Annotated in this window: 26 protein-coding genes; 15 read left to right on the top strand and 11 right to left on the bottom strand. The window is 69.6% G+C overall.

Features of this window, described 5'->3' with window-relative positions; translation table 11 throughout:
- Nucleotides 1-79 precede the first annotated feature (79 nt).
- Genes mreD through tldD form a run of 6 tightly spaced genes read left to right on the top strand, consistent with a single transcriptional unit; the run spans nt 80 to nt 8,896 of the window.
- The gene (gene mreD / locus E5198_RS01635; protein ID WP_136488276.1) at nt 80-571 is read left to right on the top strand and encodes a rod shape-determining protein MreD; all 492 of its coding nucleotides are present in this window, start codon (nt 80-82) and stop codon (nt 569-571) included.
- Between the two features lie 45 nt (nt 572-616).
- Nucleotides 617-1,207, top strand: coding sequence for a nucleoside triphosphate pyrophosphatase (locus tag E5198_RS01630; protein ID WP_136488275.1), 591 nt, complete (start codon nt 617-619; stop codon nt 1,205-1,207).
- A 43-nt stretch (nt 1,208-1,250) separates the two neighbouring features.
- Nucleotides 1,251-2,708, top strand: a complete 1,458-nt coding sequence (rng, locus tag E5198_RS01625) for a ribonuclease G (RefSeq protein WP_136488274.1) — start codon at nt 1,251-1,253, stop codon at nt 2,706-2,708.
- Between the two features lie 14 nt (nt 2,709-2,722).
- The gene (locus E5198_RS01620; protein ID WP_136488273.1) at nt 2,723-6,559 is read left to right on the top strand and encodes a YhdP family protein; all 3,837 of its coding nucleotides are present in this window, start codon (nt 2,723-2,725) and stop codon (nt 6,557-6,559) included.
- 46 nt (nt 6,560-6,605) lie between these two features.
- Nucleotides 6,606-7,460, top strand: a complete 855-nt coding sequence (locus E5198_RS01615) for a carbon-nitrogen hydrolase family protein (protein WP_136488272.1) — start codon at nt 6,606-6,608, stop codon at nt 7,458-7,460.
- Nucleotides 7,457-8,896 (top strand): metalloprotease TldD, encoded by a 1,440-nt coding sequence (gene tldD, locus E5198_RS01610; protein ID WP_136488271.1) that lies wholly within the window; start codon nt 7,457-7,459, stop codon nt 8,894-8,896. Before E5198_RS01615 ends, tldD begins: the two co-directional genes overlap by 4 nt.
- A gap of 100 nt (nt 8,897-8,996) precedes the next feature.
- On the opposite strand, the gene yjgA is transcribed toward tldD, so the two are convergent.
- On the bottom strand, nt 8,997-9,518 hold the full coding sequence (yjgA, locus tag E5198_RS01605; RefSeq protein ID WP_136488270.1) for a ribosome biogenesis factor YjgA: 522 nt from the start codon (nt 9,516-9,518) through the stop codon (nt 8,997-8,999).
- A gap of 95 nt (nt 9,519-9,613) precedes the next feature.
- Between yjgA and pmbA the strand changes: the two genes are divergently transcribed.
- The gene (pmbA, locus tag E5198_RS01600) at nt 9,614-10,963 is read left to right on the top strand and encodes a metalloprotease PmbA (protein WP_136488269.1); all 1,350 of its coding nucleotides are present in this window, start codon (nt 9,614-9,616) and stop codon (nt 10,961-10,963) included.
- A 200-nt stretch (nt 10,964-11,163) separates the two neighbouring features.
- On the opposite strand, the gene E5198_RS01595 is transcribed toward pmbA, so the two are convergent.
- From E5198_RS01595 to E5198_RS01550, 10 genes are all read right to left on the bottom strand, one after another.
- The gene (locus E5198_RS01595; RefSeq protein WP_136488268.1) at nt 11,164-11,436 is read right to left on the bottom strand and encodes an HPr family phosphocarrier protein; all 273 of its coding nucleotides are present in this window, start codon (nt 11,434-11,436) and stop codon (nt 11,164-11,166) included.
- A gap of 19 nt (nt 11,437-11,455) precedes the next feature.
- Nucleotides 11,456-12,313: an RNase adapter RapZ gene (gene rapZ / locus E5198_RS01590; RefSeq protein WP_136488267.1), complete on the bottom strand. Its 858-nt coding sequence runs from the start codon at nt 12,311-12,313 to the stop codon at nt 11,456-11,458.
- Nucleotides 12,314-12,316: 3 nt separating this feature from the next.
- Complete coding sequence (gene ptsN / locus E5198_RS01585; RefSeq protein WP_136488266.1) at nt 12,317-12,781, bottom strand: PTS IIA-like nitrogen regulatory protein PtsN; 465 nt, start codon at nt 12,779-12,781, stop codon at nt 12,317-12,319.
- A gap of 10 nt (nt 12,782-12,791) precedes the next feature.
- On the bottom strand, nt 12,792-13,100 hold the full coding sequence (hpf, locus tag E5198_RS01580; protein WP_136488265.1) for a ribosome hibernation-promoting factor, HPF/YfiA family: 309 nt from the start codon (nt 13,098-13,100) through the stop codon (nt 12,792-12,794).
- A 69-nt stretch (nt 13,101-13,169) separates the two neighbouring features.
- Nucleotides 13,170-14,660 (bottom strand): RNA polymerase factor sigma-54, encoded by a 1,491-nt coding sequence (locus E5198_RS01575; protein ID WP_136488264.1) that lies wholly within the window; start codon nt 14,658-14,660, stop codon nt 13,170-13,172.
- Between the two features lie 193 nt (nt 14,661-14,853).
- The gene (gene lptB / locus E5198_RS01570) at nt 14,854-15,579 is read right to left on the bottom strand and encodes an LPS export ABC transporter ATP-binding protein (RefSeq protein WP_136488263.1); all 726 of its coding nucleotides are present in this window, start codon (nt 15,577-15,579) and stop codon (nt 14,854-14,856) included.
- Nucleotides 15,576-16,121 carry a lipopolysaccharide transport periplasmic protein LptA gene (lptA, locus tag E5198_RS01565; RefSeq protein ID WP_136488262.1) on the bottom strand — a complete coding sequence of 182 codons (546 nt, stop codon included), beginning with the start codon at nt 16,119-16,121 and terminating at the stop codon, nt 15,576-15,578. Before lptA ends, lptB begins: the two co-directional genes overlap by 4 nt.
- Nucleotides 16,108-16,677 (bottom strand): LPS export ABC transporter periplasmic protein LptC, encoded by a 570-nt coding sequence (gene lptC / locus E5198_RS01560; RefSeq protein ID WP_136488261.1) that lies wholly within the window; start codon nt 16,675-16,677, stop codon nt 16,108-16,110. Before lptC ends, lptA begins: the two co-directional genes overlap by 14 nt.
- A 10-nt stretch (nt 16,678-16,687) precedes the next feature.
- Nucleotides 16,688-17,212 carry an HAD family hydrolase gene (locus E5198_RS01555; RefSeq protein ID WP_136488260.1) on the bottom strand — a complete coding sequence of 175 codons (525 nt, stop codon included), beginning with the start codon at nt 17,210-17,212 and terminating at the stop codon, nt 16,688-16,690.
- Entirely contained in the window at nt 17,212-18,186 is a 975-nt protein-coding gene (locus tag E5198_RS01550; protein WP_136488259.1) for a KpsF/GutQ family sugar-phosphate isomerase, read from the bottom strand. Before E5198_RS01550 ends, E5198_RS01555 begins: the two co-directional genes overlap by 1 nt.
- A gap of 205 nt (nt 18,187-18,391) precedes the next feature.
- On the opposite strand from E5198_RS01550, the gene E5198_RS01545 reads away from it, so the two are divergent.
- The 8 genes from E5198_RS01545 to hisG all read left to right on the top strand — a co-directional run bounded on the left by E5198_RS01545 (nt 18,392) and on the right by hisG (nt 23,688).
- Entirely contained in the window at nt 18,392-19,201 is an 810-nt protein-coding gene (locus tag E5198_RS01545; RefSeq protein ID WP_136488258.1) for an ATP-binding cassette domain-containing protein, read from the top strand.
- On the top strand, nt 19,201-19,998 hold the full coding sequence (mlaE, locus tag E5198_RS01540; RefSeq protein WP_136488257.1) for a lipid asymmetry maintenance ABC transporter permease subunit MlaE: 798 nt from the start codon (nt 19,201-19,203) through the stop codon (nt 19,996-19,998). Before E5198_RS01545 ends, mlaE begins: the two co-directional genes overlap by 1 nt.
- The gene (gene mlaD / locus E5198_RS01535; protein ID WP_136488256.1) at nt 19,998-20,471 is read left to right on the top strand and encodes an outer membrane lipid asymmetry maintenance protein MlaD; all 474 of its coding nucleotides are present in this window, start codon (nt 19,998-20,000) and stop codon (nt 20,469-20,471) included. The genes mlaE and mlaD overlap by 1 nt, the downstream gene beginning before the upstream one ends.
- A 12-nt stretch (nt 20,472-20,483) precedes the next feature.
- Complete coding sequence (locus tag E5198_RS01530; protein WP_136488255.1) at nt 20,484-21,128, top strand: phospholipid-binding protein MlaC; 645 nt, start codon at nt 20,484-20,486, stop codon at nt 21,126-21,128.
- The gene (locus tag E5198_RS01525; RefSeq protein WP_256658931.1) at nt 21,125-21,433 is read left to right on the top strand and encodes a lipid asymmetry maintenance protein MlaB; all 309 of its coding nucleotides are present in this window, start codon (nt 21,125-21,127) and stop codon (nt 21,431-21,433) included. Before E5198_RS01530 ends, E5198_RS01525 begins: the two co-directional genes overlap by 4 nt.
- A gap of 83 nt (nt 21,434-21,516) precedes the next feature.
- Complete coding sequence (locus tag E5198_RS01520; protein WP_136488254.1) at nt 21,517-21,756, top strand: BolA family protein; 240 nt, start codon at nt 21,517-21,519, stop codon at nt 21,754-21,756.
- Between the two features lie 21 nt (nt 21,757-21,777).
- Complete coding sequence (gene murA / locus E5198_RS01515; protein WP_136488253.1) at nt 21,778-23,043, top strand: UDP-N-acetylglucosamine 1-carboxyvinyltransferase; 1,266 nt, start codon at nt 21,778-21,780, stop codon at nt 23,041-23,043.
- A 9-nt stretch (nt 23,044-23,052) separates the two neighbouring features.
- On the top strand, nt 23,053-23,688 hold the full coding sequence (gene hisG / locus E5198_RS01510; protein WP_136488252.1) for an ATP phosphoribosyltransferase: 636 nt from the start codon (nt 23,053-23,055) through the stop codon (nt 23,686-23,688).
- Nucleotides 23,689-23,700: the final 12 nt, after the last annotated feature.

Here is a 23,700-nt window from a genome sequence, read left to right as displayed (position 1 = left end):
CGCCGGCGCCGGCCAGCCCGCCCCGCGCCGCTTCGGTGCCCCCGGCCGCCCCGGCGGCCCCCGCTGGAGGAGCCCGCTGATGGTGGTGGTCGCCCGTTCGCGCAACGGCTGGTTCGTCTGGTTCACCCTGCTGCTCGGCCTGCTGCTCAGCGTGGCGCCGATGCCCGAGTTCATGCAGGTCGGCCGGCCGCTGTGGATCGGCCTGCTGGTGGCCTACTGGTCGCTGGCGGCGCCGCAGCGCATCGGCATGACCCGCCTGTGGCTGCTCGGCCTGGCCGCCGACGTGCTCTATGGCACGCCCTTGGGGCAGAATGCCCTGGTGCTGGCGCTGATCGTGTTCATGCTGATGTCGCTGCACCAGCGCCTGCGCATGTTCCCGGTCTGGCAGCAGAGCCTGGTGCTGCTGGTGGTGTTCGGCCTGGTCCAGCTGGTCCAGTTGTGGCTCAACACCCTGACCGGCAACCGGCCGCCGACCCTGCTGTTCCTGTTTCCCGCGCTGGTCAGCGCGCTGCTCTGGCCCTGGGTGTTCACCGTCATGCGCTGGTTCAGCGTGCGTCTGCACATCCACTGAGGCCGGCCGGGCGCCCATCCGCCACGCTCCCGGAGGATTTCGCACGTGAGCCAGCTCCATCTCGCTTCCGCCTCGCCGCGCCGCCGCGAACTGCTGCTGCAGATCGGCGTTCCCCACCGCCGCGTCGACGCGCCCGTCGACGAAAGCGTGCTGCCCGGCGAAGCGCCGACCGCCTATGTCGAGCGCCTGGCGCGGGCCAAGGCCGCCGCCGGCCTGGCCGCGCTGGACGGCCAGGGCTGCGTGCTGGGCGCCGATACCGCGGTGGTGCTCGACGGACGCATCCTCGGCAAGCCGGCGGACCGCGCCGACGCCCTGGCCATGCTCGCCGCGCTGTCCGGGCGCAGCCACGAGGTGCTCACCGCCGTGGCGGTGGCCGACGCGACCCGCTGCCTGGCCCGGGTGGTGAGCAGCCGTGTGCACTTTCGCCCAATCACCGCCGGCGAAGGCGATGCATACTGGAATACCGGCGAGCCGCAGGACAAGGCCGGCGGCTACGCGATCCAGGGCCTGGCGGCGATCTTCGTCGAGCGCCTGGAGGGCAGCTATTCGGCCGTGGTCGGCCTGCCGCTGGCCGAGAGCGCGGCGCTGCTCGCCGAGTTCGGCATCGCCTGCTGGCAGTCCGCCGCCGACGCGTGAGCCGCCGACCGCTCCCCTTTCCCGCCACGAGAACGACAACTACATGAGCGAAGAGATCCTGATCAACATCACCCCGATGGAGTCCCGCGTGGCGGTGGTGGAAAACGGTGTGCTGCAGGAAGTGCACGTCGAGCGCACCCAGCGCCGCGGCATCGTCGGCAACATCTACAAGGGCAAGGTGGTGCGCGTGCTGCCGGGCATGCAGGCGGCCTTCGTCGACATCGGCCTGGAGCGCGCCGCCTTCATCCACGCCTCGGAAATCTCCAGCCGCGAGGGCCATGCGGTGGAGAGCATCAGCGCCCTGGTCCACGAGGGGCAGAGCCTGGTGGTGCAGGTGACCAAGGACCCGATCGGCACCAAGGGCGCGCGGCTGACCACCCAGCTGTCGATCCCCTCGCGCTACCTGGTGTACATGCCGCGCACCAGCCACGTCGGCATCTCGCTGAAGATCGAGGGCGAGGCCGAGCGTGAGCGGCTCAAGCAGGTGGTGGCCAGCTGCGTGGCCGCCGAGGGTATCGAGGAACAGGGTGGTTTCATCCTGCGCACCGCCGCCGAGGGCGCCGGCTACGACGAGATCCTCGCCGACATCCGCTACCTGCGCCGCCTGTGGGAGCAGATTTCCAGCCAGATGCAGAGCGCCGGCGCGCCCTCGGTGATCTACGAGGACCTGTCGCTGGCCCTGCGCACCCTGCGCGATCTGGTCAGCCCGCGCACCGAGAAGATCCGCATCGACTCGCGGGAGACCTTCCAGAAGGTCGGCCTGTTCGTCGGCGAGCTGATGCCGGAGGTGGCCGACCGCCTCGAGCACTATCCCGGCGAGCGGCCGATCTTCGACCTGTACGGCGTCGAGGACGAGATCCAGAAGGCGCTGGAGCGCAAGGTGCTGCTCAAGTCCGGCGGCTACCTGATCATCGACCCGGCCGAGGCGATGACCACCATCGACGTCAACACCGGCGCCTTCGTCGGCCATCGCAACCTCGAGGAAACCATCTTCAAGACCAACCTCGAGGCGGCCACCGCCATCGCCCGCCAGCTGCGCCTGCGCAACCTCGGCGGGATCATCATCATCGACTTCATCGACATGGAAGACGAGGAGCACCGCCGCCAGGTGCTGCGCACCCTGGAGAAGATGCTCGAGCGCGACCATGCCAAGACCAACATCATCGGCATCACCGAGCTGGGCCTGGTGCAGATGACCCGCAAGCGCACCCGCGAGAGCCTGCAGCAGGTGCTCTGCGAGCCCTGCCCGAGCTGCCAGGGACGCGGCCAGCTGAAGACCGCGGAGACCGTGTGCTACGAGATCTTCCGCGAGATCCTGCGCGAGGCGCGCGCCTACCAGGCCGAAGGCTACCTGGTGCTGGCCAACGACAAGGTGGTGGGCCGCCTGCTCGACGAGGAGTCGGGTAACGTCGCCGATCTGGAGGCCTTCATCGGCCGGCCGATCCGCTTCCAGGTGGAAAGCGAGTATTCCCAGGAGCAGTTCGATGTGGTGCTGCTCTGAGGGGAACACCTGACATGTCCGTCGGCGGCCGCTGGCTGGCCCGGCTGCTCGACGCCCTGTTCGTCGGCGTGGCGCTGGCGCTGCTGCTGACCGCGCTCTACGTCAGCCTCGGCCGCGCGCTGGTGCCGCTGGTGGCCGAATACCGCGGCGAGCTGGAGCGCCGGGCCGGCGCCGCGCTCGGCCAGCCGCTGCACGTCGGCGCCCTCGAGGGCCGCTGGCAGGGACTGGCGCCGCTGCTGGTGCTGCGCGACCTGCAGCTGCAACTGGACGGCGAGGCGCTGCACCTCGACCAGCTGCGCGTGGTGCCGGACGTGCTGGCCAGCCTGCGCACGCGCAGCCTGCGCATCGCCCGCCTGGAGCTGGAGGGGCTGCAGCTCGGCCTGCAGGAGCAGGCCGACGGCCGCTGGCGGCTCAAGGGGCTGCGCCCGCTCGATCCGGCGGCGCCGCCGCTCGATCCGGCGAAGATCCTCGCCCTGCTGCTGGCGCCGGGCGAGGTGCGCCTGCTCGACAGCCGGCTGAGCATCGAGACCCGCCGCGGCGGGGTGCTCGCCCTCAACTACCTCGGCTTCACTCTCGAGAACCGGGGCAGCGCCCAGCGGCTCGACGGCCGCCTGCTGCTGCCCGACGGCCAGCCGCTGAGCTGGCGACTGCACAGCCGCCTGCGCGCCGAGGACTGGCGCGCGGCCTCCGCGCAGCTCTACCTCAGCCTGCCGCAGAGCGACTGGGCGCCCTGGCTGGCCGAGCGCCTGCCCGCCGGCTGGCAGCTGCCGCGCCTGCAGCTCGGCGGCGAGCTGTGGCTGGACTGGGCCGCCGGCCAGGCCCAGCGCGCCGCGCTGCGCTTGCATGCCCCGCAGCTCGACGTGCGGCCTGCGCAGCGCAGCCTGGCCGAATTCCGCGACCTGGCGCTGACCGCCCACTTCGCGCGCGAGGCGCAGGGCTGGCGCCTGCTGGTCGAGGAGCTGGCCGGCAGTTTCGCCGGCGAGCGGCTCAATCCCGGCCAGCTGCAGCTGCGTCGTCTCGCGGCGGACGATACCTGGCTGCTGCAGGCCGAGCGGCTCAACCTCGCGCCGCTGGCCAGCCTGGTCCGCGGCCTGGCGCCGCTGCCGGACAAGGCGGTGGAGATCCTCGCCAGTCTGGCGCCGCACGGCCGGCTGCGCGACCTGCGCGCCGAAGTTCGCCCGCGGGGCGAGGGTCTGCCGGAGGTCGAGTACGACCTGCGCCTGGACCGGGTCGGTGTCAGCGCCTGGCATGGCGTGCCGGCGCTGGAAAACGTCAGCGGCAGCCTCAGTGGCAGTCTCGCCGGGGGCGAGCTGCGCCTGGACGCCAACGACTTCATGCTGCACCTCGACACCCTGTTCCCCGAGCCCTGGCGCTACCGGCGAGCCCGGGCGCGGCTGGAGTGGCGCCTGGATGCCGAGGCCTTCACCCTGTCCAGCGCGCTGATGCGCCTGTCGGGCGAGGAGGGCGAGCTGGCCGGCAACATGCTGATCCGTCTGCGCCGCGACCCGGCCGCCGAGGACTACATGGACCTGCAGGTCGGTCTGCGCCAGGGCGATGCGCGCTACACCGGGCGCTACCTGCCGACCCGCTCGCCGGGCCTGAGTGCGCCGCTGGCCGAGTGGCTGCAGACGGCGATCAAGGGCGGGGCGATCGAGCAGGGGCTGTTCGTCTACCAGGGCTCGCTGAACAAGGGCGCCTCGCCGCAGGCGCGCGCGCTGGGTCTGTACTTCCAGGTGCGCGATGCCGAGCTGGCCTACCAGCCCGCCTGGCCGCCGCTGCGCCAGCTCGACGGCGAGGTGTTCGTCGAGGACAGCGGCGTGCGCGTGCGTGCACCGACCGCGCGGGTGCTCGACAGTCGGCTGCGCGACGTGCAGGCGCAGGTGAAGCTGGGCAGCCGGCGCGGGCCGCGCCTGACGGTCGACGGCCAGGTGCACGCCAGCCTCGGCGATGGCCTGAAGATCCTCCAGGACACCCCGCTGGGCGAGCGGCAGACCTTCGCCGGCTGGCAGGGCGAGGGCCCGCTGGACGGCCGCCTGCAGCTGGACATCCCGCTGGCGCGCCAGGCCGGCGCCCTGCGTGCGGTGGTCGACTTCGCCACCGAGAATGCGCGCCTGCAGCTGCCGCAGCCGGCGCTGGAGCTGCAGCAGCTTCGCGGCAGCTTCCGCTACGACACGGCCCGCGGCCTGAGCGCGGCGGATATCCGCGGCCGCGCCTTCGACCGCCCGCTGCGGGCGGCGATCGAGGCGCGCGGCCAGCCCGGCAAGCCGCTGTCACGGCTGGACGTGCGCAGCAGCATCGCCGTCGAGCGTCTGGCCAGTTGGCTGGGCGCTGCGCCGGCGGAGGTTCCCGCCAGTGGCGAGCTGCCCTATCGGCTGTGGCTGGATCTCGATTTCGGCGAAGCCAGCCAGTTGCGGGTCAGCTCCGACCTGCGCGGCACCCGCATCGATCTGCCGGCGCCGCTGGGCAAGCCGGCCGAGGAGACGCGCAGCGCCAGCTGGAGCATGACCCTGGGCGGCGCCGAGCGCCGCTACGAGCTGAGCTACGCGGGACTGGCCAGCCTCGCCCTGGTCGCGCCGCCCGGCCGGCTGGCCGGTGGGCGTGGCGAGCTGCGTCTGGGCGGCGAGGCCGCGCAGATCCCCCGCGAGCTGGGCCTGCACGTCCGCGGCCGGCTGAGCGAATTCGACTGGCCGGCCTGGCAGGCGCTGCAGGCGCGCCGGGGCGGCGGGCCGGCGGGCGAGCTGCTGCAGTCGGCCGAGCTGGAACTGGCGCGCTTCACGGCCGGCAGCCTGAGCCTCGAGCTGCTCAGGGTCGGCCTGCGGCGCGGCGGACGCAACTGGCGTCTGCGTCTGGAGAATCCGCAGCTGCTCGGCGAGGTGGTGATTCCGCCGGCCGCCAGCGCGCCGCTGCGCATCGAGCTGCAGCGCCTGCGCCTGCCGGCGCGCGAGTCGGCGGTGGAGAGGGCCAGGCGCGAGGCGGCCGGTATCGCCGCCAGCGACCCGCTGGTCGCGCTCGACCCGCGCAGCCTGCCGGCGATGGACGTGAGCATCCAGGCCCTCTACCTCGGTGAGGAGCGCCTCGGCCGCTGGCATTTCCGCAGCCGCCCGAGCGGCAGCGGCGCGCGCTTCGACCAGCTCGACCTCGATCTCAAGGGCCTGCGCCTGGACGGCAGCCTCGACTGGCAGGGCACGGGCATGGCCAGCCGCACCGCGTATCGCGGTTGTCTGAGCGGCGGCGACCTGAGCGACGTGCTGCTGGCCTGGGGGTATGCGCCGAGCATCACCAGTCGCGACTTCCAGGTCGACATCGACGGCAGTTGGCCGGGCTCGCCGGCCATGGCCGGGCTCAGGCACTTCAGCGGCAGCCTGGCGGCGCAGGCGCGCCAGGGCCAGTTGCTCGAGGTGGAGGGCGGTGCCGCGGCGCTGCGGGTGTTCGGTCTGCTCAACTTCAACGCCCTCGGCCGGCGCCTGCGCCTGGACTTCTCCGACCTGCTCGGCCGCGGGCTGGCCTACGATCGCATCGGGGGGAGTCTGGCGGGCAGCGACGGCGTGCTGCTGACCCGCGAGCCGCTGGTGCTCGACGGGCCGTCGACCCGCCTGGAGCTGGACGGCCAGCTGGACATGGCCCAGGACCGCATCGCTGCCAAGTTGCGGGTGACCCTGCCGCTGTCCAACAACCTGCCGCTGGCCGCGCTGCTGGCTGGCGCGGCGCCGGTGGCCGGCGCGCTGTTCATCGTCGACCAGCTGGTCGGCGACCGCCTATCCCGGGTGGCCAGCGTCGACTACCGGGTCGACGGCCCCTGGCAGGACCCGCAGATCAGCCTGTTCGGCAGGCCGGCGAGGGACGCACGTTGAGGCGAATCCGGGTTAGGATGAAATCATGAGGCAGCAGGAGACGAGCATGGGCCGGGTGGCAGTCATCCAGATGGTCAGTCAGGCCGACGTGGCGAGCAATCTGGCGCGCGCCCGGGTGCTGCTCGAGCAGGCGGCGCAGGAGGGGGCGCGGCTGGCCGTGCTGCCGGAGAACTTCGCCGCCATGGGCCGGCGCGATCTGGCCGAACTCGGCCGCGCCGAGGCCGCCGGCGAGGGGCCGCTGCTGCCCTGGCTCGCGGCCTGCGCCCGCGAGCTGGGCCTGTGGCTGGTGGCCGGCACCCTGCCGCTGCTGCCGGAAGGGCAGCGCGACGGCAAGCCGCACGCCTGCTCGCTGCTGATCGACAGCGACGGCCAGGTCGCCGCGCGCTACGACAAGCTGCACCTGTTCGACGTCGAGGTGGCCGACAGCCGCGGCAGCTACCGCGAGTCCGACGACTTCGCCCACGGCGAGCGCCTGGTGCTGGCCGACACCCCGGTGGGGCGCCTGGGCCTGACCGTGTGCTACGACCTGCGCTTTCCCGAACTGTACGGCGCCCTGCGCGCGGCCGGCGCCGAGCTGATCAGCGCGCCCTCGGCGTTCACCGCGGTGACCGGCGCGGCGCACTGGGAGATCCTCGTGCGCGCGCGGGCCATCGAAACCCAGTGCTACCTGCTGGCTGCCAACCAGGGTGGCCTGCACCCGGGGCCGCGGGAAACCTTCGGCCATTCGCTGATCGTCGATCCCTGGGGCGAGCCCCTGGCCCGCCAGCCGCGCGGCGAGGCGGTGCTGCTGGCCGATCTCGACCGCCCGGCGCAGGCGGCCATCCGCCGGCGCATGCCGGTGCATGCCCATCGCCGCCTGCATCCCGGGGCGCTGCAAACCAAGACCAAGGAGTCCCCATGAACACCCTGTCCTCCGTCAGCGCCCAGCTGCTGACTCCCGGTGGCCTCGATCTCGAGCGCCTGCCGGTGCTGCTCGGCGAGCTGGCCGGCCCCGGCATCGATGCCGCCGACCTGTACTTCCAGAGCCAGGTGTCCGAGTCATGGCTGCTCGAGGACGGCATCGTCAAGGAAGGCAGCTTCCACCTCGACCAGGGCGTCGGCGTGCGCGCCCAGTCCGGCGAGAAGACCGGTTTCGCCTACAGCAACAGCATCGAGGAGCACGCCCTGCGCCAGGCCATCGGCGCCGCCCGCTCGATCGCCCGCGCCGGCCAGCAGGGCCGCGTGCACACGCCGGCAGTGCAGGTGCCGCCGCGCCTGTACGGCGCCGACAACCCGCTGGAAGTGCTCAGCCGCGCCGAGAAGGTCGAGCTGCTCAAGCGCGTCGACCAGGCCACCCGCGCCCTCGATCCGCGCATCTCGCGGGTCACCGTCAGCCTGGCCGGCACCTGGGAGCAGGTGCTGGTGGCGGCGACCGACGGCAGCCTGGGCGCCGACGTGCGCCCGCTGGTGCGCTTCAACGTCAGTGTGATCGTCGAGCAGGGTGGCCGCCGCGAGCGCGGCGCCCACGGCGGCGGCGGGCGTACCGACTACCGCTACTTCCTCGAGCACGACCGCGCCATGGACTACGCCCGCGAGGCGGTGCGCCAGGCGCTGCTCAACCTCGAGGCGATCCCGGCGCCGGCCGGCAGCCTGCCGGTGGTGCTCGGCAACGGCTGGAGCGGCGTGCTGCTGCACGAGGCGGTCGGCCACGGCCTGGAAGGCGACTTCAACCGCAAGGGCAGTTCGGCCTACAGCGGCCGGGTCGGCCAGTCGGTGGCCTCGAGCCTGTGCACCATCGTCGACGACGGCACCCTGGCGGGCCGTCGCGGCTCGCTGAGCCTCGACGACGAGGGCACGCCGACCCAGTGCACCACGCTGATCGAGAACGGCGTGCTCAAGGGCTACATGCAGGACAAGCTCAATGCCCGCCTGATGGGCGTGAAGCCCACCGGCAACGGCCGGCGCGAATCCTACGCGCACCTGCCGATGCCGCGCATGACCAACACCTACATGCTGGCCGGACAGAGCGAGCCGGAAGAGATCATCCGTTCGGTGAAGCGCGGCCTGTACTGCGCCAGCCTCGGCGGCGGCCAGGTGGACATCACCAGCGGCAAGTTCGTGTTCTCCACCAGCGAGGCCTACCTGATCGAGGACGGCCGCATCACCGCACCGGTCAAGGGCGCGACCCTGATCGGCAACGGTCCGGAGGCGATGAGCCGGGTGTCGATGGTCGGCAACGACCTGGCGCTGGACAGCGGCGTCGGCACCTGCGGCAAGGACGGCCAGTCGGTGCCGGTGGGCGTCGGCCAGCCGACTCTGAAGATCGAGGCGATCACCGTCGGCGGCACCGGCGGCTGACACGTGGGGTGGGCAACTCGCGCAGCGATTGCCCAGCGGATGGGGCGGTGGAAGATCGCTGCGCGAGTCTTCCACCCTGCGATGTGACTGGGGGCGGTGCTCAGCGCAGGCCGCGCTTGACCTCGTCGAGGTCGCGCAGGTACTTGAACACCTTGCGCGCCGCCGCCGGCGGCTTGTTGTGCGCCGCCTCGTGCTGGGCGTGGCGGATCAGCTGGCGCAGGTGCTGGACGTCGGCCTCGGGATATTCGCCGAGCAGCGCCTCGAGGTCGCTGTCGCCACCGCCGACCAGACGGTCGCGCCAGCGCTCGAGGGCGTGGAAGCGCTCGTTGTACTGGCGGGTGGAGGCGTCCATCTGGTCGAGCAGACCGGTGATGGCTTCGAGGTCCTGGCTGCGCATCAGCTTGCCGATGTACTGGATGTGGCGTTTGCGCGCGGCGTGGGCCTTGTGCTTGGGCGCCTCGAGCAGTGCCTTGAGCAGCATGTCGGAGAGCGGCAGGCGCTCGAGCTGCTCGGGCTTGAGGGTGGTCAGGCGCACGCCGAGGTCCTGCAGCGCATGCAGTTCGCGCTTGACCTGGGTTTTGCTCTTCTCTCCGGAGAAGTCGTCGTCGAATTGTTCAGACATGGGGCGGGTCCGCTGGGAAACGCCGCCATGATAACCACTCAAGGGGCCGCTTGTCCGGCCCGGCCGGCACGCCGGCGGGAAAACAGGAGCAGGACATGAATTCAGCCGTGGAAAGCGTGGGGCCGCAGGCCCTGCCGGGATTGCAGGAGCAGGTCGAGGCGATCCTCGCCGAGGCGCGCCGCCAGGGCGCCAGCGCCTGCGAGGTGGCGGTGTCGCTGGAGCAGGGGCTGTCCACCAGCGTGCGCCAGGGCGAGGTGGAGACGGTCGAATTCAACCGCGACCGTGGCTTCGGCATCACCCTCTACCTCGGCCAGCGCAAGGGTTCGGCGAGCACCTCGGCGCAGGGCGAGAGCGCGATCCGCGAGACCGTGGCGGCGGCGCTGGCCATCGCCCGTCACGCTTCCGAGGACGACTGCGCAGGCCTTGCCGACGCCGCACTGATGGCCCGCGAACTGCCCGATCTCGATCTGTACCATCCCTGGGCGATCGACCCGGAGCAGGCCATCGAGCAGGCGCTGGCCTGCGAGGCGGCGGCCTTCGCCGCCGATCCCAGGGTCACCCGCGCCGACGGTACCACCCTCAACACCCACCTGGGCTGCCGGGTGTACGGCAACAGCCACGGCTTCGTCGGCGGCTACGCCTCCAGCCGGCACAGCCTGAGCTGCGTGATGATCGCCGAGGGCGAAGGGCAGATGCAGCGCGACTACTGGTACGACGTCAGCCGCATCGGTGGCGAACTGGCCAGCGCCGAGTCGATCGGCCGGCGCGCCGCCGAGCGCGCGGTGGCGCGCCTTGGCGCACGGCCGGTGCCGACCTGCGAGGTGCCGGTGCTGTTCGCCGCCGAACTGGCCACCGGGCTGTTCGGCCACTTCCTCGCGGCGATCTCCGGCGGCAGCCTGTACCGCAAGGCCTCCTTCCTCGAGGGCGCGCTGGGCCAGACGCTGTTCCCCGACTGGCTGAGCCTCGACGAGCGTCCGCACCTGTCGCGCGGCATGGGCAGCGCCAGCTTCGACGGCGACGGCCTGGCCACCTATGCCAAGCCCTTCGTCGAAGGCGGCAAGCTGGTCTCCTATGCCCTCGGCACCTATTCCGGACGCAAGCTGGGCATGCCGAGCACCGCCAACGCCGGCGGCGTGCACAACCTGTTCGTCAGCCACGGCAGCGAGGATCAGGCGGCGCTGATCCGCCGCATGGATCGCGGCCTGCTGGTCACCGAGCTGATGGGGCAGGGCCTCAACCTGGTCACCGGCGACTACTCGCGCGGTGCGGCGGGCTTCTGGGTGGAGAACGGGGTGATCCAGTTCCCGGTGCAGGAGGTGACCGTCGCCGGCAACCTGCGCGACATGTTCAGGGGCATCGTGGCGGTCGGCAGCGACCTGGAGACGCGCGGCAACGTGCGCAGCGGCTCGGTGCTGATCGGGAAGATGACCGTCGGTGGCAGCTGAGGCCGTTGTGGGTTAGGGCGGCGTTCGTAGGGTGGATGGCCACCCCGTGGAAGACTCGCGCAGCGATCTTCCACCTCGGGCTTCGCACACGTTAGACAAGTCTGAGCCGTTGCTTGGTCTGCGCAGTCAGGCTGATCGATACACGCGTAGGGTACGCCGTGCGCACCGGTTGCTGGTGCGCACGGCGCACCCTACGAGACTCACTCGCCTTCGTCGAAGTAGTTGTCGATCAGGGCGACCAGCGCCTGCAGGGCTTCGTCTTCCTGCTCGCCTTCGGTGTGCAGGTGGATCGGGGTGCCCTTGCCGGCGGCCAGCATCATCACCGACATGATGCTCTTGCCGTCCACCAGGCTGTCCGCCGAGCGACCGACCCGCACCTGGCAGGGGAAGCGCCCGGCCACGCCGACGAACTTGGCGGCGGCGCGGGCATGCAGGCCGAGCTTGTTGATGATGGTGACGTCGCAGGCTGGCATCGGGCGGGAAGTGTCCTGGTTACTTGAGGTCGCGGTGACGGATCTGCAGGTTGCCCAGGCTGTCGCGCAGCGCGGCGCCCAGGCGCTCGGCGAGGTACACCGAGCGGTGGTGGCCGCCGGTGCAGCCGATGGCCACGGTGACGTAGGCGCGGTTGCTGGCGGCGAAGCGCGGCAGCCACTTGCTGAGGTAGGCGAGCAGGTCCTGGTACATCTCCTCGACGTCCGGCTGGGCGTCCAGGTAGTCGCGCACCACCGCCTCGAGGCCGCTGTACTCGCGCAGGTCCGGCTTCCAGTAGGGATTGGGCAGGCAGCGCACGTCGAACACCAGGTCGGCGTCCACCGGCATGCCGCGCTTGAAGCCGAACGACTCGATCAGGAAGGCGGTGCCCGGCTGCGGCTTGTCCAGCAGGCGCAGCTTGAGGGTATCGCTGAGCTGGTAGAGGTTGAGGTTGGCGGTGTCGATCTTCAGGTCGGCCAGGTCGGCGATCGGCGCCAGCAGCTGGCGTTCGTCGTCGATCGCCTCGCTCAGCGAGCGCTCATCGCTGGTCAGCGGGTGGCGCCGGCGGGTTTCCGAGAAGCGCTTGAGCAGGGTGGCGTTGTCGGCGTCCAGGTACAGCACGTCGCACTGGATGTTGCGCTGGCGCAGCTGGTCGAGCAGCTCTGGGAAACGGCGGAGCTGGCTGGGCAGGTTGCGTGCGTCGATGGATACCGCGACCTTGGGCTGCAGCAGTTCGGTCTGCAGCAGGGCGCGCTCGCCGAGGTCGGGCAGCAGGCTGGCGGGCAGGTTGTCGATGCAGTAGAAGCCGTTGTCCTCGAGTACGGCCAGGGCAGTGCTCTTGCCCGAGCCGGAGCGGCCGCTGACGATCACCAGGCGCATGGCTCAGCGTCCGTCCACGGTATCGAGCACCACCTGGTAGAGGTCGAATCCATCCCTGGCCTGGCGCAGGCGCTCGCGCACGTCGGCACGGTCGAGCAGGCCGGCGATCTGGCGCAGCAGCTCGAGGTGTTCCTCGGTGGCGGTTTCCGGCACCAGGAGGACGAACAGCAGGTCCACCGGCGCGCCGTCGAGGGCGTCGAAGTCCACCGGGGCATCCAGGCGCAGCAGGGCGCTGACCGGCACCGAGCAGCCGGCCAGGCGGCAGTGGGGGATGGCGATGCCATTGCCGAAGCCGGTGGAGCCGAGCTTCTCGCGGGCCACCAGGCTTTCGAAGATGTCATGTGCGTCGAGCCCGGGAATGTCCCGGGCTACGAGGTTGGCGATCTGCTCGAGAACGCGCTTCTTGCTGCCTCCCGGCACGTTCACCTGGGAACGGCCGGGGGTCAGGATGTGCTCTAGTCGAATCATCGGGGAATGATCAGCGGGCAGCGGCGCCCTGTTCGCGTTCGATCTGTTTTTCCTTGTGCTTGATCAGCTGGCGGTCCAGCTTGTCGGCCAGCAGGTCGATGGCGGCGTACATGTCCTCGTGCTCGGCATTGGCGACCACTTCGCCGCCGGCAATATGCAGGGTCGCTTCGATCTTCTGCTTCAGTTTCTCCACCTGCATGATCACCTGGACGTTGGTGATCTTGTCGAAATGGCGCGCCAGGCGCTCGAATTTCTCGTTGACGTAGTCACGCAGAGTGTCGGTCACTTCCAGGTGTTGGCCACTGATATTGACTTGCATACCGCTTCTCCTTATTACCTACGTTGCTGGCGGGATGTTCCCCGCCACCTGAATTCTGCTGCTCGAACGCTACACCAGTCGCTTGCGCTCGCTGGAGGGTGCAATGCCGAGGGACTCCCGGTATTTGGCGATGGTCCGGCGGGCCACTTGAATCCCCTGCTCTTCCAGTAAACCAGCGATCTTGCTGTCACTCAATGGCTTTTTCGGGTTTTCCGCCGCCACCAGTTTCTTGATGATGGCGCGGATCGCCGTCGACGAGCATTCGCCGCCCTCGGCGGTGCTGACGTGGCTGGAGAAAAAGTACTTGAGTTCGTAGATGCCGCGCGGGGTGTGCATGTACTTCTGCGTGGTGACCCGCGAGATGGTCGACTCGTGCATGCCCACCGCCTCGGCGATGTCGTGCAGCACCAGCGGCTTCATCGCCTCCTCGCCGTACTCGAGAAAGCCGCGCTGCTGCTCGACGATCTGGGTGGCGACCTTCATCAGCGTCTCGTTGCGGCTGAGCAGGCTCTTGATGAACCAGCGCGCTTCCTGCAGCTGGTTGCGCATGTAGGTGTTGTCGGCGCTGGAGTCGGCGCGGCGTACCAGGCCGGCATAGTGCGGGTTGACCCGCAGGCGCGGCATGGCGTCGGGGTTGAGCTCGACCAGCCAGCGCTCGTTGTCCTTGCGCACGATCACGTCGGGGACCACGTACTCGGCCTCGCCGGCCTCGATCTGGGCGCCGGGACGCGGGTTGAGGCGCTGGATCAGCTCGACCACCTGGCGCAGCTCGTCCTCCTTCAGGCGCAGGCGCCGCATCAGCTGGGCGTAGTCGCGGCTGCCGAGCAGGTCGAGGTGGTCGCGGGCGACGCGGCGCGCCTCGTCCAGCCAGGGGGTGTCGGCCGGCAGCTGCTTCAGCTGCAGCAGCAGGCACTCGCTGAGGTCGCGTGCGCCGATGCCCAGCGGCTCGAACTGCTGCACGCGGTGCAGGACCATTTCCACCTCGTCCAGCTCGATGCCCAGCTCAGGGTCGAGGGAGTCGAGGATCTCCTCGAGGCTTTCCTCGAGATAGCCGTCGTTGTTGATGGCGTCGATGATCGACATGGCGATCAGCCGGTCGCTGTCGCTCATCGGCGCCAGGTTGAGCTGCCAGAGCAGGTGGCTGTGCAGGCTCTCGCCGGAGGAGGTGCGGGCGGTGAAGTCCCACTCGTCGTCCTCGCTGCTCGGCAGGCTGCTGGCGCTGGTCTGGTAGATGTCCTCCCAGGCGGTATCCACCGGCAGCTCGCTGGGGATGCGCTCCTCCCACTGGCCCTCGTCGAGACTGTCGGGGTCGCGCTCGGTGGTGGCGACCGTGCTGTCGTGGCTGGCGCCGGAGGAGGGGCCTTCGCTCTCTGCCAGCGGGTCGCTGCTGTCGAAGTCGTCGCCGTCTTCCTGTCGCTCGAGCATCGGGTTGGAGTCGAGGGCTTCCTGGATTTCCTGCTGCAGGTCGAGGGTCGACAGCTGGAGCAGACGAATGGCTTGTTGCAGCTGCGGTGTCATCGTCAGCTGCTGGCCCATCTTGAGGACTAGCGAGTGTTTCATGGCTTGGGAGTTGGCACCTTGGGTCTGCCAGCGCCTGCGCGCTGTCCACTGCTGGGCGCCGGGGCGCCGCGGTTAGCAAATTATATGCCCGATATTTGCGGCTTTGCCTAGGCTTGACAGTCGCCCGAAAAGGCGCAGTCGGGTGGGGGCGCCCGGCAGAGGGCGGGCGCGGACGGGGTGCGCTGCCGGCGGCCTACAGGCGGAACTCGTGGCCCAGGTAGACGTCCTTGACCAGCTGGTTGGCGAGGATGCTCTCGGCATCGCCTTCGGCGATCAGCTGGCCGGCATTGACGATGTAGGCGGTCTCGCAGATGTCCAGGGTCTCGCGCACGTTGTGATCGGTGATCAGCACGCCGATGCCGCGTTCCTTGAGGTGGTGGATGATCTGCTTGATGTCGCCCACCGAGATCGGGTCGACCCCGGCGAAGGGTTCGTCGAGGAGGATGAACTTGGGATCGCTGGCCAGGGCGCGGGCGATCTCCACCCGGCGGCGTTCGCCGCCGGACAGGCTCATGCCCAGGCTGTCGCGGATGTGGCTGATGTGGAACTCCTGCAGCAGGCTTTCCAGCGCCTCGCGCCGTGCGGCGCGGTCGAGGTCCTTGCGCGTCTCGAGGATGGCCATGATGTTGTCGGCCACCGTCAGCTTGCGGAAGATCGACGCCTCCTGCGGCAGGTAGCCGATGCCGGCGCGGGCGCGGCCGTGCATCGGCAGGTGGGTGACGTCCTGCTCGTCGATCAGCACGCGACCCTGGTCGGCATGCACCAGGCCGACGATCATGTAGAAGCAGGTGGTCTTGCCGGCGCCGTTGGGTCCGAGCAGGCCGACGATCTGCCCGCTGTCGATCGACAGGCTGACGTCGCGCACCACGGCGCGTCCCTTGTAGCTCTTGGCCAGGTGCTGGGCGATCAGGGTGCTCATGGGGTGTTCTGCTCCGGCTCGGCCTTCTTGCGCGGCTGGATGACCATGTCGATGCGCGCGCGCGGCGTGGTCACCTTGCTGCCGGTGGCGCGCCCGGCGTTGACGATCTGGCGCTGGGTGTCGTAGACGATCTTCTCGCCTTCGAAGGTGTTGCCTTCCTGGACCACCTTGGCCTGGTCGATCAGCACGATGCGCTCGTTGGCGGCGAAGTACTGGATGGTCAGGCCGTAGGCCTTGACCAGCGGCTTGTCGGCGGCCGGCTGCTGCTCGTAGTAGGCCGGCTTGCCGGTCGCGGTGAACACCTCGATGTCGCCGCTCTTGTCCTGGGTGATGGTCACGGTGTCGCCGGTGATCTTCAGGCTGCCCTGGGTGATCACCACGCCGCCGCGGTACACGGCGACGCCCTGGGCGTCGTCCAGCTCGGCGCTGTCGGCCTGCACGCGGATCGGCTGGTTGCGGTCGCTCGGCAGGGACCAGGCCGGCGCGCCGGCCAGCAGGATGCCCAGACCGAAGAGGAGGGGAAGGGGGTTAGCGAACCTCATGCTGTCCTCGCACATTGGATTTCAGGAGCATCCGGCTTTCGTTGAGATAGGCCTGCAGGCCGGAGGCGGTGGTCACGCCGTTGGCGGCCTCGATACGCACCGGCTGGGACGTCTCGGCGTACTCCCGCTCGGGAAACACGCTCAGACGGGATGTGGTGAGCAGGATGGGGCGGCCCTTGGCGTCGCTGCGCTCCACGCGCACGCCGTCGAGCAGGTCGACCTGCACGCCGCCGGGCGACACCTCGCCGCGCTCGCTCAGCACGTGCCAGGGGTAGGCACTGCCGCGGTACAGGCGCAGTTCCGGGCGGGTCAGGCGGGTGACGTCGCTGCTCTGCAGGTGTTCCAGGTGCTCGGCGCTCAGGCGGTAGTGCAGGGCGCCGTCGGCCTGGAACTGCACGCTGCGGGCGTTCTCCGCATAGAAGTCGATGGCGTCCTCGGCCGGCGCGGGGACGCTGCGGGTCATGAAGCTTTCCGGGCGGATGTTCCAGTAGCCGATGGCCGCCAGCAGGGCGGCCAGCAGGGCGAACGGCAGGAAGGTGCGCAGGGTGGGATTCATCGGGGATCCGTCACAGGTAGGCGGCCTGGGCCGCCTCCAGCGTGCCCTGGGCGCGCATGATCAGTTCGCAGAACTCGCGGGCGGCTCCTTCGCCGCCGCGGGCCTGGGTCACCGCCGCCGCATGCTGGCGGACGAAGGCGTCGGCGCTGGCCACCGCCATGCCGAGGCCGACCCGGCGGATCACCGGCAGGTCGGGCAGGTCGTCGCCCAGATAGGCGACCTGCTCGTATGAGAGTCCCAGTTCGGCCAGCAGTTCATCGAGTACCACCAGCTTGTCCTCGCGGCCCTGCACCAGGTGCTGGATGCCGAGGTTCTTCGCCCGCCGCTCGACCACCGGAGCGGTACGGCCGCTGATGATGGCGGTGCGCACCCCGGAGTTGATCAGCATCTTGATGCCGTGGCCGTCGAGGGTGTTGAAGGTCTTGAACTCGCCGCCCTCGGGCAGGAAGTACAGCTTGCCGTCGGTCAGCACACCGTCGACGTCGAAGATCGCCAGGCGGATGGCGCGGGCGCGTTGCAGCAGTTCGTCGTTCATCACATCACTCCGGCGCGCAGCAGGTCGTGCATGTTCAGGGCGCCGACGGCGCGCTGGTCCGCGTCCACCGCCACCAGGGCGCTGATGCGGTTGTCCTCCATGATCTTCAGCGCCTCGGCGGCGAGCATGTCCGGGCGCACGGTCTTGCCGCCGGCGGTCATCAGTTCGTCGATCGACGCCTGGCGCACGTCGACGCCGCGGTCCAGGGCGCGGCGCAGGTCGCCGTCGGTGAAGATCCCGGCCAGGCGGCCGTCGGGCTCGGTGATCACCGTCATGCCCAGGCCCTTGCGGGTCATCTCCAGCAGTGCCTCGCGCAGCGGCGTGCCGCGCGGCACGCAGGGCAGGCGGTCGCCGTCGTGCATGATGTTCTCCACCTTGAGCAGCAGGCGGCGGCCCAGGGCGCCACCCGGATGGGAGAAGGCGAAGTCCTCGGCGGTGAAGCCGCGCGCTTCCAGCAGGGCGATGGCCAGGGCGTCGCCGAGCACCAGCGAGACGGTGGTCGAGGAGGTCGGCGCCAGGTTCAGCGGGCAGGCCTCCTGGGCCACGCCGGCATCCAGGTTGACCGCCGCGGCCTGGGCCAGCGGCGAGTCGGGGTTGCCGGTCATGCTGATCAGGGTGATGCCCAGGCGCTTGATCAGCGGCAGCAGGGTGACGATCTCGGCGGTGCTGCCCGAGTTGGACAGCGCCAGCACCACGTCGTCGCGGGTGATCATGCCCATGTCGCCGTGGCTGGCCTCGGCGGGGTGGACGAAGAAGGCGGTGGTGCCGGTGCTGGCCAGGGTCGCGGCGATCTTGCGGCCGATGTGGCCGGACTTGCCCATGCCGACCACCACTACGCGGCCCTTGCAGGCCAGCAGCAGTTCGCAGGCGCGCACGAAGTCGCCGTTGATCCGCGCAAGCAGGTCGTTCACGGCGTCCAGCTCCATACGGATGGTGCGCTGGGCGGATTGGATGAAGGACGGCGTCTGGGGCATGGGCGCAGGCACGGTTGGCTGATCAAGCGGACGATTATACCGACAAACCGGCGACCGCTCATCATCTGCCGTTGCCTCGGCGGCGCGGTGCTTGGGCGCGTCCGGCCGGCGGTGTATAGTGCGCGCCTATTCGGCCAGCGGCTGCCGGATGTCCCTGCCTAGGGTTCGGGCGTCTGCACGGAAGGCCGGCACGCAAGGAGTTCCGATGACTAGCGACAACGCGTATGCCGTCGAGCTGAAGGGGGTGACCTTCAGGCGCGGCACGCGCACCATCTTCGATAATGTGAACCTGAGCATCCCGCGCGGCAAGGTCACCGGCATCATGGGCCCCTCCGGCTGCGGCAAGACCACCCTGCTGCGCCTGATCGGCGCCCAGCTGCGCCCGGCCAGCGGCCAGGTGATCGTCAACGGCCACAATCTGCCGCAGCTGTCGCGCCGCGAACTGTTCGACATGCGCAAGCAGATGGGCGTGCTGTTCCAGAGCGGCGCGCTGTTCACCGATCTCGACGTGTTCGAGAACGTCGCCTTCCCGCTGCGCGTGCACACCCGCCTCCCCGAGGAGATGATCCGCGACATCGTGCTGATGAAGCTGCAGGCGGTCGGCCTGCGCGGCGCCATCGAACTGATGCCCGACGAGCTGTCCGGCGGCATGAAGCGCCGCGTGGCGCTGGCGCGGGCGATCGCCCTGGACCCGCAGATCCTCATGTACGACGAGCCCTTCGTCGGCCAGGATCCCATCGCCATGGGGGTGCTGGTGCGCCTGATCCGCCAGCTCAACGATGCCCTCGGGCTGACCAGTATCGTGGTGTCCCACGACCTGGCCGAGACCGCCAGCATCGCCGACTACCTGTACGTGGTCGGCGACAGCCAGGTGCTCGGCCAGGGCACTCCGGCCGAACTCATGGAGTCCGATAACCCGCGCATCCGCCAGTTCATGCAGGGCATCGCCGACGGGCCGGTACCCTTCCACTATCCCGCGGCCGACTACCGCCGCGACCTGCTGGGAGAGCCCTGATGCGCAGGACTCCGTTGATCGAGCGCGTGCGCCTGCTCGGTCGCTCCGGCCTCGACGTGCTCGAGGCCCTCGGCCGCTCGACCCTGTTCCTCGGCCATGCCCTGTTCGGCCGCAACGGCGCCGGCAGTTTCCTGCAGCTGCTGGTCAAGCAGCTGTATGCGGTCGGCGTGCTGTCGCTGGCGATCATCATCGTCTCCGGCATCTTCATCGGCATGGTGCTGGCCCTGCAGGGCTACAACATCCTGGTGGACTTCGCCTCCGAGGAGGCGGTCGGCCAGATGGTCGCCCTGACCCTGCTGCGCGAGCTGGGCCCGGTGGTCACCGCGCTGCTGTTCGCCGGGCGTGCCGGCTCGGCGCTGACCGCCGAAATCGGCAACATGAAGTCCACCGAGCAGCTGTCCAGCCTGGAGATGATCGGCGTCGACCCGCTCAAGTACATCATCGCCCCGCGCCTGTGGGCCGGCTTCATCTCCATGCCGCTGCTCTCGGCGATCTTCACCGTGGTCGGCATCTGGGGTGGGGCGATGGTCGCGGTGGACTGGCTCGGCGTCTACGAGGGCTCCTACTGGGGCAACATGCAGCGCAGCGTGGAGCTCCAGGGCGACGTGCTCAACGGCGTGATCAAGAGCCTGGTGTTCGCCGTGGTGGTGACCTGGATCGCGGTGTTCCAGGGCTACGACTGCGAGCCGACCTCCGAGGGCATCAGTCGCGCCACCACCCGCACCGTGGTCTACGCCTCGCTGGCCGTGCTCGGCCTCGACTTCATCCTTACCGCTCTGATGTTTGGAGACTTCTGATGCAATCCCGCTCCCTGGAAATCGGCGTCGGCCTGTTCCTCCTCGCCGGCCTGCTGGCCCTGCTGCTGCTGGCCCTGCGCGTCAGCGGTCTGACCATCGGCTCGGCGCAGGACACCTACCGCGTCTACGCCTACTTCGACAACACCGCCGGGGTCAGCCCGCGCGCCAAGGTGACCATGGCCGGGGTGACCATCGGCAAGGTGGTGGCCGTCGATCTCGACCACGACAGCTTCATGGGGCGTGTGACCATGGAACTCGACGGGCGCGTCAACAATCTACCTACCGATTCCACCGCGTCGATCCTCACCGCCGGGCTGCTCGGCGAGAAGTACATCGGCATCAGCATCGGTGGCGAGGAGCAGGTGCTGGCCGACGGCGGGGTGATCCGCGATACCCAGTCGGCCCTGGTGCTGGAGGATCTGATCGGCAAGTTCCTGCTCAACTCCGTCAACAAAGAACCCGCCAAGCAATAAAGGACATCCGTCATGCTCAAGATCCTGCGACGCAGCCTGCTGGTGCTGCTGGCCTGCCTGCCCTTCGCCGGCCATGCCGCCGCCACTCCGCAACAGGTGGTGCAGGCCACCACGGACAAGGTGCTGGGCGAGCTGAACAGCAAGCGCGAGCAGTTCAGGCAGGACCCGGAGGCCTTCTACCAGGCCCTCGATGGCATTCTCGGCCCGGTGGTCGACTTCGACGGCTTCGCCCGCGGGGTGATGACCGTGCGCTACAGCCGCCAGGCCTCGCCGCAGCAGATGCAGGCCTTCGTCGACAACTTCAAGCGCAGCCTGGTGAAGTTCTACGGCGGCGCCCTGCTCGAGTACGACAACCAGGAGATCCGCATGCTGCCGGCGGTGGCGTCCCGCGAGCCGGGGCGCGCCTCGGTGAACATGGAGGTGGTCGGTCGCACGGGCGCCATCTACCCGGTGACCTACACCCTGGAGCAGAAGGACGGCGCCTGGAAGGTGCGCAACGTGATCATCAACGGCATCAACATCGGCAAGCTGTTCCGCGACCAGTTCGCCGAGTCGATGCGCAGCAACGGCAACGATCTGGACAAGGTCATCTCCACCTGGGGCGACGCCGTGGCGCGCGCCCAGGAGTCCGTCAACGTCAAGGGCGACCAGCAGTGAGTCCGGGCGCGCTGCGGGCGGTGCCGCCGGACGGGCTGGCCCTGGACGGCGTGATCGACATGCACGTGGGCAGCGAGCTGCGCGCCGCCGGCCGCCGCCTGCTGGCCGACAGCCCGGCCGGCCGCGTCTGGATCGACTGTGCCGGCATCACCCACAGCAGCAGCGTCGGCCTCTCGCTGCTGCTGTGCCTGCTGCGCGATGCCCGGGCGACCGGCAAGACCCTGCAGATCCGCAACCTGCCCGAGGACATGCGGCAGATCGCCGAGGTCTACGGGGTGCTCGAGCTGCTGCCGCTCGCCGGCTGAGCGGGCGGGCGCAGGGTTCGCAGGCCAAGGGCTTTTTTGTATGATGGCCGGCTCCCATGCCGGTCCCCAAGCGAGGTTGAGTTATGCAGGCCGAAGACGTCAAACGCCATCTTGAAGAAAACCTGCCCGGCACCACCGTGGTGGTCGAAGGCCAGGGCTGCGACTTCCAGCTGAACCTGATCAGCGACGAGCTGGCCGGCCTCAGCCCGGTCAAGCGCCAGCAGCAGGTCTACGCCCACCTCAACGACTGGATCGCCAATGGCAGCATCCACGCCGTGACCATGAAATTCTTCTCCCAGGCCGCCTGGGCCGAGCGCGCCTGAGCGCCCCGCCCGAGATACCCCATGGACAAACTGATCATTACCGGTGGTGCCCCGCTCGACGGGGAGATCCGCATCTCCGGCGCGAAGAACTCGGCCCTGCCGATCCTCGCCGCCACCCTGCTGGCCGACGAGCCGGTCACCGTGCGCAACCTGCCGCACCTGCACGACATCACCACCATGATCGAGCTGTTCGGTCGCATGGGCGTGCAGCCGGTGATCAACGAGAAGCTCGACGTCGAGGTCGACGCCACCACCATCAAGACCCTGGTGGCGCCCTACGAGCTGGTCAAGACCATGCGCGCCTCGATCCTGGTGCTCGGCCCGATGGTCGCCCGCTTCGGCCAGGCCGAGGTGGCCCTGCCCGGCGGCTGCGCCATCGGCACCCGTCCGGTCGACCTGCACATCCGCGGCCTCGAGGCCATGGGTGCGGTCATCGACGTCGAGGGCGGCTACATCAAGGCCCGCGCTCCCGAGGGCGGCCTGCGCGGCGCGCACTTCTGCTTCGACACCGTCAGCGTCACCGGCACCGAGAACATCCTGATGGCCGCCACCCTGGCCAACGGCCGCAGCGTGCTCGAGAACGCCGCGCGCGAGCCTGAGGTGGTCGATCTGGCCAACATGCTGATCGCCATGGGCGCGAAGATCCAGGGTGCCGGCACCTCGACCATCACCGTCGACGGCGTCGAGCGCCTGGGCGGCGCCAGCTACGCGGTGATGCCCGACCGCATCGAGACCGGCACCTTCCTGGTGGCGGCCGCCGCCAGCCGCGGCCGGGTCAAGCTCAAGGACACCGATCCGACCATCCTCGAGGCCGTGCTGCTCAAGCTGCAGGAAGCCGGCGCCGAGATCACCACCGGCGACGACTGGATCGAGCTGGACATGAAGGGCAAGCGGCCGAAGGCGGTCAACATCCGCACCGCGCCCTACCCGGCGTTCCCCACCGACATGCAGGCGCAGTTCATCGCCATGAATGCGGTGGCCGAGGGCACCGGCACGGTGATCGAGACCATCTTCGAGAACCGCTTCATGCACGTGCTGGAGATGCAGCGCATGGGGGCGCAGATCCAGATCGAGGGCAACACCGCCATCGTCACCGGCGTGCCGCGCCTGAAGGCCGCACCGGTGATGGCTACCGACCTGCGCGCCTCGGCCAGCCTGGTGATCGCCGCCCTGGTCGCCGATGGCGATACCCTGATCGACCGCATCTACCACATCGACCGCGGCTACGAGTGCATCGAGGAGAAGCTGCAGCTCCTCGGCGCCAAGATCCGTCGCGTGCCGGGCTAGGGGCAAGTCATGCTGACCATCGCGCTGTCCAAGGGCCGCATCCTCGACGACACCCTGCCGCTGCTCGCCGCGGCCGGCATAGTGCCGACCGAGAATCCGGACAAGAGCCGCAAGCTGATCATCCCGACCACCCAGGAAGACGTGCGCCTGCTGATCGTGCGCGCCACCGACGTGCCGACCTACGTCGAGCACGGCGCCGCCGATCTCGGCGTGGCCGGCAAGGACGTGCTGCTCGAGTACGGCGGCCAGGGCCTCTACGAGCCGCTGGATCTGCAGATCGCCCGCTGCAAGCTGATGACCGCCGGCAAGGTCGGCGCGCCGGAGCCTTCCGGGCGCCTGCGCGTGGCCACCAAGTTCGTCAACGTGGCCAAGCGCTACTACGCCGAGCAGGGCCGCCAGGTCGACATCATCAAGCTCTACGGCTCCATGGAGCTGGCGCCGCTGGTGGGCCTGGCCGACAAGATCATCGACGTGGTCGACACCGGCAACACCCTGCGTGCCAACGGTCTGGAGCCCCAGGAGCTGATCTGCCACGTGACCTCGCGGCTGGTGGTCAACAAGGCGTCGATGAAGATGCAGCATGCGCGCATCCAGGCGCTGATCGATACCCTGCGCCAGGCCGTGGCTGCCCGCCAGAGCGCCTGATGCGGGCGCAGG

It is taken from the genome of Pseudomonas sp. A-1, assembly GCF_004801855.1.
Taxonomy (GTDB): domain Bacteria; phylum Pseudomonadota; class Gammaproteobacteria; order Pseudomonadales; family Pseudomonadaceae; genus Geopseudomonas.
This window is presented reverse-complemented; position numbering and strand designations above follow the sequence as displayed.

Coding starts and splice junctions, on each gene's coding strand:
- mreD (WP_136488276.1), top strand. CDS start 80: ATGGTGGTGGTCGCCCGTTCGCGCAACGGCTGGTTCGTCTGGTTCACC.
- rng (WP_136488274.1), top strand. CDS start 1,251: ATGAGCGAAGAGATCCTGATCAACATCACCCCGATGGAGTCCCGCGTG.
- E5198_RS01620 (WP_136488273.1), top strand. CDS start 2,723: ATGTCCGTCGGCGGCCGCTGGCTGGCCCGGCTGCTCGACGCCCTGTTC.
- E5198_RS01615 (WP_136488272.1), top strand. CDS start 6,606: ATGGGCCGGGTGGCAGTCATCCAGATGGTCAGTCAGGCCGACGTGGCG.
- tldD (WP_136488271.1), top strand. CDS start 7,457: ATGAACACCCTGTCCTCCGTCAGCGCCCAGCTGCTGACTCCCGGTGGC.
- yjgA (WP_136488270.1), bottom strand. CDS start 9,518: ATGTCTGAACAATTCGACGACGACTTCTCCGGAGAGAAGAGCAAAACC.
- pmbA (WP_136488269.1), top strand. CDS start 9,614: ATGAATTCAGCCGTGGAAAGCGTGGGGCCGCAGGCCCTGCCGGGATTG.
- E5198_RS01595 (WP_136488268.1), bottom strand. CDS start 11,436: ATGCCAGCCTGCGACGTCACCATCATCAACAAGCTCGGCCTGCATGCC.
- rapZ (WP_136488267.1), bottom strand. CDS start 12,313: ATGCGCCTGGTGATCGTCAGCGGCCGCTCCGGCTCGGGCAAGAGCACT.
- ptsN (WP_136488266.1), bottom strand. CDS start 12,781: ATGATTCGACTAGAGCACATCCTGACCCCCGGCCGTTCCCAGGTGAAC.
- hpf (WP_136488265.1), bottom strand. CDS start 13,100: ATGCAAGTCAATATCAGTGGCCAACACCTGGAAGTGACCGACACTCTG.
- E5198_RS01575 (WP_136488264.1), bottom strand. CDS start 14,660: ATGAAACACTCGCTAGTCCTCAAGATGGGCCAGCAGCTGACGATGACA.
- lptB (WP_136488263.1), bottom strand. CDS start 15,579: ATGAGCACCCTGATCGCCCAGCACCTGGCCAAGAGCTACAAGGGACGC.
- lptA (WP_136488262.1), bottom strand. CDS start 16,121: ATGAGGTTCGCTAACCCCCTTCCCCTCCTCTTCGGTCTGGGCATCCTG.
- lptC (WP_136488261.1), bottom strand. CDS start 16,677: ATGAATCCCACCCTGCGCACCTTCCTGCCGTTCGCCCTGCTGGCCGCC.
- E5198_RS01555 (WP_136488260.1), bottom strand. CDS start 17,212: ATGAACGACGAACTGCTGCAACGCGCCCGCGCCATCCGCCTGGCGATC.
- E5198_RS01550 (WP_136488259.1), bottom strand. CDS start 18,186: ATGCCCCAGACGCCGTCCTTCATCCAATCCGCCCAGCGCACCATCCGT.
- E5198_RS01545 (WP_136488258.1), top strand. CDS start 18,392: ATGACTAGCGACAACGCGTATGCCGTCGAGCTGAAGGGGGTGACCTTC.
- mlaE (WP_136488257.1), top strand. CDS start 19,201: ATGCGCAGGACTCCGTTGATCGAGCGCGTGCGCCTGCTCGGTCGCTCC.
- mlaD (WP_136488256.1), top strand. CDS start 19,998: ATGCAATCCCGCTCCCTGGAAATCGGCGTCGGCCTGTTCCTCCTCGCC.
- E5198_RS01530 (WP_136488255.1), top strand. CDS start 20,484: ATGCTCAAGATCCTGCGACGCAGCCTGCTGGTGCTGCTGGCCTGCCTG.
- E5198_RS01520 (WP_136488254.1), top strand. CDS start 21,517: ATGCAGGCCGAAGACGTCAAACGCCATCTTGAAGAAAACCTGCCCGGC.
- murA (WP_136488253.1), top strand. CDS start 21,778: ATGGACAAACTGATCATTACCGGTGGTGCCCCGCTCGACGGGGAGATC.
- hisG (WP_136488252.1), top strand. CDS start 23,053: ATGCTGACCATCGCGCTGTCCAAGGGCCGCATCCTCGACGACACCCTG.